Annotated in this window: 12 protein-coding genes and 3 tRNA genes; 14 read left to right on the forward strand and 1 reads right to left on the reverse strand. The window is 55.0% G+C overall.

Annotation, left to right across the window (positions count from 1 at the left end; translation table 11 throughout):
- The 8 genes from Q8M42_RS06235 to galU form a co-directional block, all read left to right on the forward strand.
- A partial coding sequence (locus Q8M42_RS06235; RefSeq protein ID WP_305283735.1) for a LuxR C-terminal-related transcriptional regulator occupies nt 1–427 on the forward strand: 427 nt, incomplete at its 5' end.
- The gene (gene uvrC, locus Q8M42_RS06240) at nt 414–2,255 is read left to right on the forward strand and encodes an excinuclease ABC subunit UvrC (protein WP_304866866.1); all 1,842 of its coding nucleotides are present in this window, start codon (nt 414–416) and stop codon (nt 2,253–2,255) included. The genes Q8M42_RS06235 and uvrC, both read left to right, overlap by 14 nt.
- Before the next feature lie 33 nt (nt 2,256–2,288).
- On the forward strand, nt 2,289–2,849 hold the full coding sequence (pgsA, locus tag Q8M42_RS06245) for a CDP-diacylglycerol--glycerol-3-phosphate 3-phosphatidyltransferase (RefSeq protein WP_304866869.1): 561 nt from the start codon (nt 2,289–2,291) through the stop codon (nt 2,847–2,849).
- Nucleotides 2,850–2,916: 67 nt separating this feature from the next.
- Nucleotides 2,917–2,992: transfer RNA gene (locus Q8M42_RS06250), tRNA-Gly, on the forward strand.
- A 39-nt stretch (nt 2,993–3,031) separates the two neighbouring features.
- A tRNA-Cys gene (locus Q8M42_RS06255) sits at nt 3,032–3,105 on the forward strand.
- 112 nt (nt 3,106–3,217) lie between these two features.
- Nucleotides 3,218–3,304, forward strand: a tRNA-Leu gene (locus tag Q8M42_RS06260).
- A 181-nt stretch (nt 3,305–3,485) separates the two neighbouring features.
- Entirely contained in the window at nt 3,486–4,847 is a 1,362-nt protein-coding gene (locus Q8M42_RS06265; RefSeq protein WP_304866872.1) for a UDP-glucose/GDP-mannose dehydrogenase family protein, read from the forward strand.
- Nucleotides 4,848–4,890: 43 nt separating this feature from the next.
- Nucleotides 4,891–5,730, forward strand: coding sequence for a UTP--glucose-1-phosphate uridylyltransferase GalU (gene galU / locus Q8M42_RS06270; RefSeq protein WP_304866875.1), 840 nt, complete (start codon nt 4,891–4,893; stop codon nt 5,728–5,730).
- Between the two features lie 51 nt (nt 5,731–5,781).
- Here the strand turns inward: galU and Q8M42_RS06275 are convergent, their stop codons facing one another.
- A complete protein-coding gene (locus tag Q8M42_RS06275) occupies nt 5,782–6,204 on the reverse strand; it encodes a VOC family protein (RefSeq protein WP_304866878.1) in 423 nt (140 codons plus the stop codon).
- Between the two features lie 86 nt (nt 6,205–6,290).
- Between Q8M42_RS06275 and gorA the strand changes: the two genes are divergently transcribed.
- The 6 genes from gorA to Q8M42_RS06305 all read left to right on the forward strand — a co-directional run bounded on the left by gorA (nt 6,291) and on the right by Q8M42_RS06305 (nt 12,688).
- Nucleotides 6,291–7,649, forward strand: a complete 1,359-nt coding sequence (gorA, locus tag Q8M42_RS06280; protein ID WP_304866881.1) for a glutathione-disulfide reductase — start codon at nt 6,291–6,293, stop codon at nt 7,647–7,649.
- 7 nt (nt 7,650–7,656) lie between these two features.
- A complete protein-coding gene (locus tag Q8M42_RS06285) occupies nt 7,657–8,280 on the forward strand; it encodes a trimeric intracellular cation channel family protein (RefSeq protein WP_304866884.1) in 624 nt (207 codons plus the stop codon).
- A 397-nt stretch (nt 8,281–8,677) separates the two neighbouring features.
- Nucleotides 8,678–9,328 carry a hypothetical protein gene (locus Q8M42_RS06290; protein WP_304866887.1) on the forward strand — a complete coding sequence of 217 codons (651 nt, stop codon included), beginning with the start codon at nt 8,678–8,680 and terminating at the stop codon, nt 9,326–9,328.
- Nucleotides 9,325–11,271, forward strand: coding sequence for a hypothetical protein (locus Q8M42_RS06295; RefSeq protein WP_304866890.1), 1,947 nt, complete (start codon nt 9,325–9,327; stop codon nt 11,269–11,271). Before Q8M42_RS06290 ends, Q8M42_RS06295 begins: the two co-directional genes overlap by 4 nt.
- Nucleotides 11,264–11,497, forward strand: coding sequence for a hypothetical protein (locus Q8M42_RS06300; protein WP_304866893.1), 234 nt, complete (start codon nt 11,264–11,266; stop codon nt 11,495–11,497). The genes Q8M42_RS06295 and Q8M42_RS06300 overlap by 8 nt, the downstream gene beginning before the upstream one ends.
- Nucleotides 11,498–11,537: 40 nt before the next feature.
- Nucleotides 11,538–12,688, forward strand: a protein-coding gene (locus tag Q8M42_RS06305; protein ID WP_304866896.1) for an IS3 family transposase whose coding sequence is annotated in 2 segments (ribosomal slippage) — nt 11,538–11,781 and nt 11,781–12,688 — 1,152 coding nt in all. Because the reading frame shifts where the segments join, the coding sequence is not laid out codon by codon here.
- Nucleotides 12,689–12,706 lie beyond the last annotated feature (18 nt).

Consider the following 12,706-nt stretch of genomic DNA (forward strand, 5'->3'; position numbering starts at 1 on the left):
TCCTGACCTTAAAGTCGTCGCGGTTACCGTCTGCGAAGAAGACCCTTTCCCCACGCGCCTGCTGCAGGCCGGCGCCGCCGGTTACCTGACTAAGGGCGCCGCGCTGGAAGAAATGGTCCAGGCAATCCGCATGGTGTTCAGCGGCCAGCGTTATATCAGCCCGCAGATTGCCCAGCAGCTGGCACTCAAGTCGTTCCAGCCGCAGAGCAGCAATTCGCCTTTCGACTTGCTGTCCGAACGTGAAATTCAGATCGCCCTGATGATCGCCGGCTGCCAGAAGGTTCAGGCCATCTCCGACAAGCTCTGCCTGTCGCCGAAAACCGTGAACACCTACCGCTATCGCATCTTCGAAAAGCTGTCGATCACCAGCGATGTCGAGCTGGCCCTGCTGGCCGTACGTCACGGCATGATTGATGCCAGCAGCTGACGACAGCCGCGCCGCCTTCGATTCCAGCGCGTTTCTCTCCACCTGCAGCGGTCGCCCTGGCGTGTACCGCATGTTCGATGTGGACGCCAAGCTGCTCTATGTTGGCAAAGCCAAGAACCTGAAAAAACGCTTGGCCAGCTACTTTCGCCAGAGCGGCTTAGCACCAAAGACCGCCGCCTTGGTGGGCCGAATCGCGCAGATCGAAACCACCATCACCGCCAACGAAACCGAAGCCCTGCTGCTTGAGCAGACGCTGATCAAGGAGTGGCGGCCGCCGTACAACATTCTGCTGCGCGACGATAAGTCCTACCCCTACGTGTTTCTTTCCGACGGTGATTTCCCCCGGTTGAGCATCCATCGTGGTGCAAAAAAGCAGAAGGGCCGTTACTTCGGTCCGTATCCAAGCGCCGGCGCCATCCGCGAAAGCCTCAATTTGCTGCAGAAAACCTTTCTGGTGCGCCAGTGTGAGGACAGTTTCTACAAGAACCGCACTCGGCCTTGCCTGCAGTACCAAATCAAACGCTGCAAAGGTCCCTGTGTCGGCCTGGTAGAACCCGCCGAATATGCTGATGACGTACGCCACTCGGTGATGTTTCTTGAGGGGCGCAGCAATGCCCTGACCGATGAGCTGTCCAGCGGCATGCAGGCAGCGGCTATGGCCCTCGACTTCGAGCGGGCGGCCGGGTTGCGCGACCAGATATCGCTGCTGCGCCGGGTGCAGGACCAGCAGAGCATGGAAGGTGGCACCGGTGATGTCGACGTGGTCGCTGCTATGGTCAACCCAGGCGGCGCGTGCGTGCATTTGATCAGCGTGCGTGGCGGCCGGGTGCTTGGCAGCAAGAACTTCTTCCCGCAGGTGGCGATTGAGGAGGAGGGCAGCGGCGTATTGCTGGCCTTCCTCGCGCAGTATTACCTGAGCAGCCAGGAGCGCGACCTGCCGAGCGAGCTGATCGTCAATGCGCAGCACGAAGACTTCCCCACGCTGATCGCCGCCATTGATGAGCTGCGTGGCCGTGAGCTGAGCATCAGCTACCGCGTGCGCGGCACCCGTGCGCGCTGGCAACAGCTGGCCGTGACCAATGCCGAGCAGGCCCTGGCTGCGCGCCTGGCTAATCGGCAGCACGTTGCCGCACGCTTTGATGCCCTGGCACTGGCGCTGGATATGGATGAAGTGCCGCAGCGCCTGGAATGCTTCGACATCAGCCACTCCAGCGGTGAGGCAACCGTCGCCTCCTGCGTGGTATTTGGTCCGGAAGGCCCGCTGAAATCCGATTACCGCCGCTACAACATCGAGGGCGTTACGCCTGGCGACGATTATGCCGCGATGCACCAGGCGCTGACCCGGCGTTTCAGCAAAATCAAGGATGGCGAAGGCAAGCTGCCGGACATCCTCCTGGTTGATGGCGGGAAAGGCCAGTTAGCCATGGCCCGTGAAGTGCTCGAAGAGCTGTCGGTACCTGACTTGATTCTGCTCGGCGTAGCCAAGGGCACTACACGCAAGCCGGGTTTGGAAACCCTGTACCTGAATGACGCCGCCCATGAGTTCACCCTGCCGGGTAATTCGCCGGCGCTGCATCTGATTCAGCAGATCCGCGATGAATCGCACCGTTTTGCCATTACCGGGCACCGCGCCCGCCGCGGCAAAACCCGGCGCACCTCCACACTGGAGGAGGTTGCTGGCGTCGGGCCCAAGCGCCGGCGCGAGCTGCTCAACCACTTCGGTGGGCTGCAAGAACTGTCCCGAGCGAGCATCGAAGAAATCGCCAAAGCACCTGGGATCAGTAAAAAACTCGCCGAGTTGATTTATGCGGCCCTGCACAGTGAGTAGAATGCCGACTCTCTTTACCGCCAAGTTGTGTCGATGAATATCCCCAACCTGCTGACCGTGCTCCGCGTATTGCTGATTCCGGTGTTTATTCTGCTGTTCTACCTTCCCTTCAGTTGGAGCTATTGGGCCGCTAGCGCGGTGTTTTCAGTCGCAGCTGCCACCGACTGGCTGGATGGTTATCTGGCCCGGCGCTGGGAACAGAGCACACCTTTCGGGGCTTTCCTCGACCCGGTTGCCGACAAACTGATGGTGGCGGTTGCCCTGGTATTGCTGGTGGCTGAACACGCCAATCTCTGGCTGACCCTGTCTGCGGCGATCATCATCGGTCGCGAAATCGTGGTGTCGGCGCTGCGTGAATGGATGGCAGAGATAGGTGCGCGTGCCCATGTCGCCGTCTCAAAATTGGCCAAGTGGAAAACCGCCGCACAGATGCTAGCCCTGGTGATTTTGCTGGCCAATCCGCCGATCTTTACCGCCTGGGTTGTGTTTGGTTATACCCTGTTGATCATTGCTGCCGTACTCACTCTGTGGTCCATGGCGCAGTACCTACTGGCCGCATGGCCACACCTGCGAATCACCTCGGAAAAGAAATAAGCTTTTTTGAATCAAGGGGTTGACGGGCCGTTCTGAAGCTATAGAATGGCGGCCGTCAGCACGACAAGCGGGAATAGCTCAGTTGGTAGAGCACGACCTTGCCAAGGTCGGGGTCGCGAGTTCGAGTCTCGTTTCCCGCTCCATTTTCAACGGGCCGTTTTACACGGTCCGTTTAGTTTCAAGGCTGAGTAGCAGAGTGGTTATGCACCGGATTGCAAATCCGTGAACGCCGGTTCGATTCCGACCTCAGCCTCCAATTAGAAAAGCCTCGTAGATCACTGATTTACGAGGCTTTTTCATTTAAGCTTGAAACCTTGCGAGGCATCCACGGGCTGTATATAGTCCAAGCCTCGCAACGCAGCGCTACCGCCCGAATGGCGAAATCGGTAGACGCAAGGGACTTAAAATCCCTCGAGGGTAACCTCGTGCCGGTTCGACCCCGGCTTCGGGCACCATGTATATGATTTCAGACTGTTCGCCCGCGAACCTGAAATCCACTAAAACCGGCTTTCGTAGCCGGTTTTTTTGTGCCCGGAATTTGTACACCTAGCGCTGTCATCCGAGCGTCTTCCTCATGTCATACGACTGCCATCTGCTTTAGCTGCAATCGCGGTAACTCAGTGAGGGGTGCAGGCGATGCGGATTTGTGTGATTGGCGCAGGCTATGTAGGGCTGGTATCGGCAGCTTGTTTTGCCGAGATGGGCAATCGGGTGATCTGCGTTGAGCGCGATGCGCCGCGTGTGACGCGGCTTGCCCGTGGCCAGTCGCCGATTTACGAGCCTGGACTGGAGGCCATGCTGCAGACTCACCTGAGCAGCGGTCAGCTGAGTTTCAGCCAACACCTGCATGAAGGCATCAAGCAGGCCGAGGTCATCTTTATCGCTGTAGGGACGCCGAGCGGGGAGGATGGTTCGGCGGACTTGTCCCATGTACTGGCCGTGGCCGATGAGTTGGGCGAGCTGCTTGAGCAGAACTGCGTGGTGGTGAATAAATCAACAGTGCCGGTGGGCACGGCGGAGCGTGTGGCACAGCGCATCAACCGTTGCTTGAGCACGCGCGGCAAGCGCTTTGCGGTGACGCTGGCGAGCAACCCGGAATTTCTCAAGGAAGGCGCGGCGATTGACGACTTTATGCGCCCTGATCGGGTGATTGTCGGCTGCGATGCCCCCCTGGGGCATGAGGTGTTACGCCGTCTGTATGCGCCGTTTCTGCGTAATCACGAGCGTTTTTTATGCATGGGCCTGCGCGCAGCAGAGTTCAGCAAATATGCCGCCAACGCCTTTCTGGCCACCAAGATTTCCTTTATCAATGAAATGGCCAGTCTATGTGCGCGCCTAGATGTCGATATTGAGGATGTGCGACGCGGCATCGGCAGCGACAAGCGCATTGGCACTCACTTTATCTACGCCGGTTGCGGCTATGGCGGCTCGTGCTTTCCCAAGGATGTACGAGCACTGATTCGCTGCGCAGAGCAGGAGGGCATTGAACCTGGCATCCTGCGCGCAGTCGAAGCCCGTAATGCACTGCAGAAAACCCTGTTGTTCCAGGCGTTGCGTGAGCACTTTTCCGGCTATTGGCAAGGGCGAGTGGTGGCGCTGTGGGGCCTGGCGTTCAAACCAGGCACCGATGATCTGCGTGAAGCCCCCAGCCTGGTTCTGCTGGATGCTTTACTGGCCGTCGGTGTCACCGTTCAGGCGTGCGACCCGGTCGCCACAACGGCTCTGGCTGAACGTTACGGCCAGGCGCTCAGCAGCGACCAACTGCGCTTGAGCACGTCACCGTATAGTGTTGTTGAAGGCGCGGATGCGTTGGTGTTGGTCACTGAATGGAAGCAATTCCGCCAGCCCGACTTCGCGCGTATTCGTGGCTTGATGCGCATGCCCGTGCTGTTTGACGGGCGCAATATCTACGATGCCGCGCAGTTGGCTGAGCTGGGTTTTCTCTACCGAGGCATTGGCCGTCCCGCGCAGGGGCATTGTAAGGCCAGTGCAGCCTGATAGACTGCGCACGCACTTTTCACACCATTGCTCAAGGTTACCCATGATCAAGAAATGCTTGTTCCCAGCAGCCGGTTACGGCACCCGTTTTCTGCCAGCCACCAAGGCCATGCCCAAGGAAATGCTGCCGATCGTGAACAAGCCGCTGATCCAGTATGGCGTCGAAGAGGCGCTGGAAGCCGGGTTGACGGAAATTGCCATGATCACCGGCCGCGGCAAGCGCGCGCTGGAAGATCACTTCGACATCAGTTACGAGCTTGAGCACCAGATCCGCGACACTGACAAGGAAAAATACCTGGTTGGTATCCGTCGCCTGATCGACGAATGCAGCTTTTCCTACACCCGTCAGGTGGAAATGAAGGGACTGGGCCACGCCATCCTCTGTGGTCGCCCGCTGATTGGTGATGAACCCTTCGCGGTGGTATTGGCCGATGACCTGTGCCTGAACCTGGACGGCGATGCGGTGCTGACGCAGATGGTCAAGCTGTACAACCAGTTCCGCTGCTCGATTGTGGCCATTCAGGAAGTGCCGCCAGAAGAGACCCACAAATATGGCGTGATCTCCGGCGAGATGATTCGGGACGACATTTACCGGGTCAACAGCATGGTCGAGAAACCCAAGCCGGAAGATGCACCGTCGAACCTGGCGATCATCGGTCGCTATATCCTCACTCCGGATATCTTTGACCTGATCGAGCAGACCGAGCCCGGCAAAGGCGGCGAAATCCAGATCACCGACGCGCTGATGAAGCAGGCGCAGAATGGCTGCGTGATGGCCTATAAGTTCAAGGGTAAGCGCTTCGATTGCGGCGGTGCAGAAGGCTACATCGAAGCCACCAACTTCTGCTTCGAGAACCTCTACAAAACCGGCAAGGCCTATTAATTCGGCTTCCAGGGCGGTAATACACAGCCACCTTCGGGTGGCTGTATGCATTTAGGGCAACGGCATATGCTCGGCGCCAGGCCCTAACGGCTGGCCGTAGCTGAACTCCACATAGTTACCTGCTGGATCACGCAGGCCGCAGTAGTAGCCAACAGGGTAGGGCTCATCACGCGGCTCCCAGACCAGGCAGCCGGCAGCCCTTGCCTGCGCTGCAATGCGGTCGACCTGCTCGCGACTCTCTAAAGCAAAGCCGAAGTGGCTGTAGTCATCCGCCGCCAGTTGGCGATCCTGCCCGCCGGGCATGATCACAAAAATAAAGCTGTGCTCCTTGCCGGGTTCGGCCATCCAGACAATCTTTGAACCTTTGCCGGCGCGCTGGTGAATCACCCGCATCGCACAGAACTGCTCATAGAAGGCTACGCACGCATCCAGGTCAGGCACGTGCAAGGCCAGATGAGTAAGGGTAGGGCGCATCAGCGTTCTCCTGTTCCGCATGTTGCATGCAAGTTTAGGCACTGGTGCGCCTTGGGGTATGCTGGCGCCCTGTTCTGGAGGCTGAAATGACCTACGACTTCGACCTGTTTGTGATCGGCGCCGGTTCTGGCGGTGTGCGGGCTGCGCGCTTTGCCGCTGGTTATGGTGCCCGTGTGGCGGTTGCTGAGAGCCGTTATCTGGGCGGCACCTGCGTCAACGTTGGCTGCGTACCGAAGAAGCTGCTGGTCTACGGCGCACACTTCGCCGACGACTTCGAGCAAGCGCAGGGTTTCGGCTGGTCGCTGGGCGAGGCCAGGTTCGACTGGTCGACCCTGATCAGCAACAAGAATCGCGAAATCGAGCGACTCAACGGCATCTACCGCAACCTGCTGGTGGGCAGCGGGGTGACCTTGCTCGAAGGCCACGCGCGGATTGTTGATGAGCACAGTGTCGAGCTGGGCGGTAAACGCTACAGTGCCAAGCACATCCTGATCGCCACTGGCGGCTGGCCGCAGATTCCTGAAATTCCCGGGCATGAATATGCCATCGGCTCGAACGAAGTCTTCTTCCTTGAGCAGCTGCCCAAGCGGGTGCTCGTGGTGGGCGGCGGCTATATCGCCGTGGAATTCGCCTCAATCTTTAACGGTATGGGGGCCAAGACCTCGCTGCTGTACCGTGGCGAGCTGTTCCTACGCGGCTTTGATGGCGCGGTGCGCCGACACCTGCAGGAAGAGTTGAGCAAGCGTGGCGTGGATTTGCAATTCAACAGCGACATCGCCCGTATCGACAAACAAGCCGATGGCAGCCTGCTGGCTACCCTCAAGGATGGTCGCGTGCTTGCGGCCGACTGTATCTTCTACGCCACCGGGCGCCGGCCGATGCTGGATAATCTGGGCCTGGAAAATACCCACGTACAGCTTGATGAGCGCGGCTTTATCAAAGTCGATGAGCAGTATCAGACCAGCACGCCGTCAATCCTCGCGATTGGTGATGTGATCGGCCGCGTGCAGCTGACGCCCGTTGCGCTGGCTGAAGGCATGGCGGTCGCGCGGCGCCTGTTCAAGCCTGAGCAATACCGCAAGGTCGACTATCAGATGATCCCGACAGCGGTATTCAGCCTACCGAATATCGGCACGGTCGGGCTCAGTGAAGAGCAGGCGAAGGAGGAGGGCTACAACGTTCAGATTTTTGAAAGCCGCTTCCGGCCGATGAAACTTACCATGACCGAAAGTCAGGAACGCACCCTGATGAAACTGGTGGTCGACGCTGCCACAGACCGCGTGTTGGGTTGCCATATGGTCGGCCCGGACGCTGGAGAAATCGTGCAGGGGTTGGCCGTGGCGCTTAAAGCTGGCGCGACCAAGCAGCTATTCGATGAAACCATCGGTGTGCACCCAACGGCCGCCGAAGAGTTCGTCACCATGCGTACTCCTGTGTCGTCCTGAGGTCAGCATGGCGCAACTGTTCTATCTGGCCGACCTGTTCGGCGTCGCGGTATTTGCCATCACCGGCGCGCTAATGGCTGGGCGCAAGTCCATGGACCTGTTCGGCGTGCTGGTGATTGCCATCGTCACCGCGCTGGGCGGCGGCACCTTGCGTGACGTGATTCTGGACAACCATCCGGTCAGCTGGATTCGCAACGACCTGTATATCGTCGTTGCCTCGCTGGCGGCAGTCGGCACGGTGATCTGGGTGCGGCTGACCCAGCCAATTCATGAGAAAGGTCTGCTATTGGCGGATGCCTTCGGCCTGGCCGTGTTTACCGTGATCGGCACCGAGGTCGCCATGCAACACAACGTGCCGCACAGCACGGCGGTAATCATGGGCGTGATGACCGGGGTTGCTGGCGGCGTGATGCGCGATGTGATCTGCAACGAGATCCCGCTGATCTTCCAGAAGGAGATTTACGCCACCGCCTGCATAGCCGGCGCAGTGGTATTTATCGGCATGCGCGCGTTGGACACGCCACATTGGCTGGATACGGGCGTGGCCATGCTCAGCGTGTTGCTGATTCGCCTGGCCGCCATTCGCTGGCATGTAGCGTTGCCCAGTTTCCATTTATTGGATCGCGACTGAATAGAAGTGAGCGGAGGCAGCAGCAGGGAATAAAAGTAGGACGAACTAAAAATACGAAAAGAACGGAATATTAAGACTTTGATTTTTCTGCAAAATATAAATTTTTTCATCTTTCAATACTGCTGGAGAAAAGTAAAAGCTATGCGGTAGCGCTGTAATGACTCTGCCATGAACTAAAGATCAAAAATGGTAAATGATGCCATCGACTAATGTATATAACGATGCGCCATATACATGACCAGCCTGGAATAAATGGAGGGTTTTTATTGGGAAATAGTCTAGGAGTCTTGTTATCACCTGATATCTTGTTAGAGGGCCATCTCCGCCTGTACGTCACAGTACCTATAAGAGAGATCACCATGGACCCATCTATTCCTTGTACTAGGGAGGATGGGTTGTGGCTAAGCGCAGTTCTAAGGTTTCAAACTTTACCAATCGAGGCCAGCACTTCGGGAATTCATGGGTAGTCTATAGCCATAAAGCCCGAAGAAACCTTACGATTGTTAACGATATCGAACTATGCTATTGGCTTATATTTTTGGAGTTTCAGCAAAGCGTACTTAAATTTGAGCTTCACCCCGCATTCCGAATATTACCTACTAAAACGCCTCGAAAAATCCTACTGACATCCGAAGCTACTCTCGTAGACGGAGCGTTAGAGTGGCATTTACTTTACTCTCCAGAAAAAATCAATTTTGACTATCTAGCCGAACTGAGAGAGTACGCCAACAGTTGTGGCGCAGCGCTACGAGAATTTACGCCGGCGGCTATGATGCCACACAAATATAAAATAATGCCCCTGCTGAAAGTATGTGCATGTTTAGCGGCTGGAAAAAATTATTCTCTTCCGCCAGAAATAGTCAGTAAGGCTCAATTTTATATCAGGCAGCGCGTCACGGGCTGCATGAGTGATCTCTACGAACAACTAAGAGATTTTGACACGGCAACGGTGCACTATCTTGCTGCAAGAATGTTTGTCGAAGGTCGTCTTAAGGTTGAGTTGTCCCCGTATTTTTTCAGCCCCAGCACCCAATGGGTGAGCGCATGAATATTCGCGGACGCTTGAAGGGTATTAATCTAGAAGAGCTGATGCATATTAATCCAGAAGCACTTCAAGAAGATGTTAGAGAGGTGTTCGCCAATAGGTTGGCTGTTATTCGACTAATTCACCAAGGCAGAACAGGAAACTTCATCTATCGTCAATGTGGCATCTCGAACTCCGAGCAAACTCGCCTAGCTATTAGATTTCTCCAGCGTGACCCTGAGGGCAGATATTTTGGCGATCGTGCTCTGATTCCTCAGGTACGTACAACAGAGTATCGGAGGAGTGCGCCTATACAACCAATGAGAAGCCAACAGCAGGGTGGTTTAAGCGGAGTTCTTAAGCTGACCCTAGAAAGATATCCTACTGTTGCAACTGAAATTTCCAATTTCATTCTCCGATTTCACAGTGACTTTTCTGGTCAGAAATTTGATCGAAAATTTATTGCAGCCAAATTCAGGTCAATATTAAAGGGGGCCGGTGTTACGGAAGATGAGTGGCCATTTAACCATAAAGGGTTAGGCCAACGGACGATTGAGGAATATATTGATGAAATCCTGTGCAGCGATTTTATGTGTGCCGCTTCGACGCTTGGAGAGTTTGGCGTAACACATGCACAAATAGGTAGTGGGGAACAAGGATTGATCAGCCCCAGTCTACCATTTGACGTAGTGCAACTAGATGCCTACAAAGTTGACCAGATGTGCATAGTTAAAGCGGAGCCACTACCTGGAATTCACACTTCAAGAGTTATAGATCGTTTTTGGCTGTTGGCCGCCGTGGATAGCGTATCAACGGGAGTTCTTGCTGCGAGATTTGTGTTTAGCAGCGAAGTAAGGGCCCAAGACGTAGAGGATGTTTTGATCGACGCTTTTCTGGGAAATTGGAAACCACGCGACGAAGCTGAGTTGCAGAACTTATCCTATGTTCCAGGAAGTGGAATGATCGGCTACGTACTTCCGGAAACGAGGGGGGCGTTGTGGGGCGCGCTATTTTTGGACAATGCGATGGCTCATCACGCAGACAAGATCAAGATTAAGCTAAAGGAATTGATTGGTTTCTCCGTAAGCTATGGTCAACTCAAACGGCCTGAACGGCGATCCATAATTGAAAACACCTTTAAGCAGATTGCAGAACAAGTTATGCATCGGAGCCCATCAACTACTGGGAGTGGTCCTGGCTTTGGCCGAGCAGCTGATGCCGAGGAAAACGCAGAAAAGTATGAGGTATTTGTGGATGAGGCCGAATGTTTGCTCGATGTTTGGTTGGCTAACTTAAACGTGACACCCAGGTCCGGCTCTACCTTCTCAATGAGTCCGGTCGAGCTGATTAGAGCACACATGAATAATTATAAGATGCCAATTTACCTTCCGGTGGCACGAGTGGAGAGCCTTAACAAAACCAAACTAAGCCTGGATGTTGAATACTGTGTTGTCAGAGGAAGTGCCGAGTCAGGAGTGGCACCGCACATCACTATCGATAAAGCCCGATATACCAACAATGTTTTATCAAGGTCGCTGGATCTGGTAGGGCAGCGACTACTCGTCAAGATTTCCCCCAAAGACCTTCGGCAAGTGGAAGCGGTTCTTCCCAATGGGCAATCGCTGGGTTGCCTGAACGTATTGGGCTACTGGTCTAAGACTGCCCACAGTCGAATCACACGGAAGCTAATAAATCGCGCACTCAAGGACAGAACGCTGGAGATAACACGAAAAGACGACATTGTAATGTCTTTTGTAGACGGCCTCTTGAGGAAACGAAATAAGCGAAGTTTACTGGAGTGGCAGCGAATGGAAAGGGAACTTTCATTATCAGGACAAATTTCGTCAGAGGGCGATCCAGAGAGCATTGAGCGAACTGCATTTCAGTTAACTGAAAGTGGAGCGACTGAAGTGGAGTTGCTGGATGATTTATTTTATCAGTCCGCAGGAGGCGTGGCTGATGAATAGAGATCAGATGGATCAGCATGCCGTGTTCAGAAAAGATTTCACGGTGATAACCAATGCAATAGCAGAAACAAGCAGCACGGCGTTGGAAGCCATATTCATGCGGCAAACTGGCTTAATTTTTCACGGGCTTTCAAGAGTGGGAAAGACTTCGTGCATCAAAGTTATCAATTCTAAACTTCATGAGTTTATGCCGCGCGCTTATGTTGAATCGCCCCTAGTTTCGTAGACACCTCCATGCCTCATAATACGGCCCATTAGGAGGTGCCATGAGCAACCCGCGTTATCCCGAAGAATTCAAAATTGAAGCTGTCAAACAGGTGACCGAACGCGGTCTTCCTATAGCTGAGGTCGCTGCTCGTTTGGGCATGTCGACACATAGCTTGTATGCATGGGTGAAGCGCTACAGCAAGCCCCAGGAGCAGCGAGCGCAAGAGGACGATCAGCAAGTGGAGTTACGTCGCCTACGCGCCGAACTCAAGCGTGTGACTGAAGAGCGAGATATCCTAAAAAAGGCCGCCGCGTACTTTGCCAAGGAGTGCGGCTAAAGTACGCCTTCATCAATCAGCTATCCATGGATTACTCGGTTCGTCGTCTGTGCCTGACCTTGAAAGTCCATGCCAGCGGTTACTACGCCTGGCTTGCTGAGCCGAAGTCAGCGCGTGCCTTGGATGATCAGCGACTACTGGGGTTGATCAAGCACTCTTGGTTAGAAAGTGGTTGTGTCTACGGCTACCGAAAAGTCTATGACGACCTGCGTGAACTTGGAGAGCCGTGCGGCAGGAATCGCGTTGGGCGTTTGATGCACCAACATGGCCTACGTTCGCAGACCGGTTATCGGCGGCGACCGGGCCGTTATGGTGGTAAGCCTCCAGTCGCCTCACCGAATCATCTGGAGCGCAGATTCAATGTCACCGAACCCAACAAAGTCTGGGTCACGGACATAACCTACATCCGCACCTACGAAGGCTGGTTATTTTTGGCAGTGGTGCTCGATTTGTTTTCGCGGCAGGTCATTGGTTGGTCGATGAAGCCACAGATGACGAGTGATCTAGCCATTGATGCATTGCTGATGGCGGTTTGGCGACGTAAGCCAAAACAGGAAGTGATGATTCACTCAGATCAGGGCAGTCAGTTCAGCAGCGGCGATTGGCAAAGCTTCCTGAAAGCCAACAACATGCTTGGCAGCATGAGCCGGCGCGGTAACTGCCATGACAACGCGGTGGCTGAGAGCTTCTTTCAGCTGCTGAAGCGTGAACGCATCAAGCGAAAGATCTACAGCACAAGGCCGGATGCCAGGGCCGATGTGTTCGATTACATCGAGATGTTCTACAACCCGAAACGCCGACACGGTTTCAACAATCAGCTGTCACCGGTAGAGTTTGAAAAACGCTATTTCCAGAGCTTGGAGAGTGTCTAGAAAACCGGGGGCGATTCA

This window comes from Pseudomonas sp., assembly GCF_030684895.1.
Lineage (GTDB): Bacteria > Pseudomonadota > Gammaproteobacteria > Pseudomonadales > Pseudomonadaceae > Aquipseudomonas.

What these genes read in the sequence shown, in the direction of transcription:
- Q8M42_RS06295 (WP_304866890.1), top strand. Translation starts at nt 9,325, where the DNA reads ATGAATATTCGCGGACGCTTGAAGGGTATTAATCTAGAAGAGCTGATG.
- Q8M42_RS06300 (WP_304866893.1), top strand. Translation starts at nt 11,264, where the DNA reads ATGAATAGAGATCAGATGGATCAGCATGCCGTGTTCAGAAAAGATTTC.
- pgsA (WP_304866869.1), top strand. Translation starts at nt 2,289, where the DNA reads ATGAATATCCCCAACCTGCTGACCGTGCTCCGCGTATTGCTGATTCCG.
- galU (WP_304866875.1), top strand. Translation starts at nt 4,891, where the DNA reads ATGATCAAGAAATGCTTGTTCCCAGCAGCCGGTTACGGCACCCGTTTT.
- Q8M42_RS06285 (WP_304866884.1), top strand. Translation starts at nt 7,657, where the DNA reads ATGGCGCAACTGTTCTATCTGGCCGACCTGTTCGGCGTCGCGGTATTT.
- Q8M42_RS06265 (WP_304866872.1), top strand. Translation starts at nt 3,486, where the DNA reads ATGCGGATTTGTGTGATTGGCGCAGGCTATGTAGGGCTGGTATCGGCA.
- uvrC (WP_304866866.1), top strand. Translation starts at nt 414, where the DNA reads ATGCCAGCAGCTGACGACAGCCGCGCCGCCTTCGATTCCAGCGCGTTT.
- Q8M42_RS06275 (WP_304866878.1), bottom strand. Translation starts at nt 6,204, where the DNA reads ATGCGCCCTACCCTTACTCATCTGGCCTTGCACGTGCCTGACCTGGAT.
- gorA (WP_304866881.1), top strand. Translation starts at nt 6,291, where the DNA reads ATGACCTACGACTTCGACCTGTTTGTGATCGGCGCCGGTTCTGGCGGT.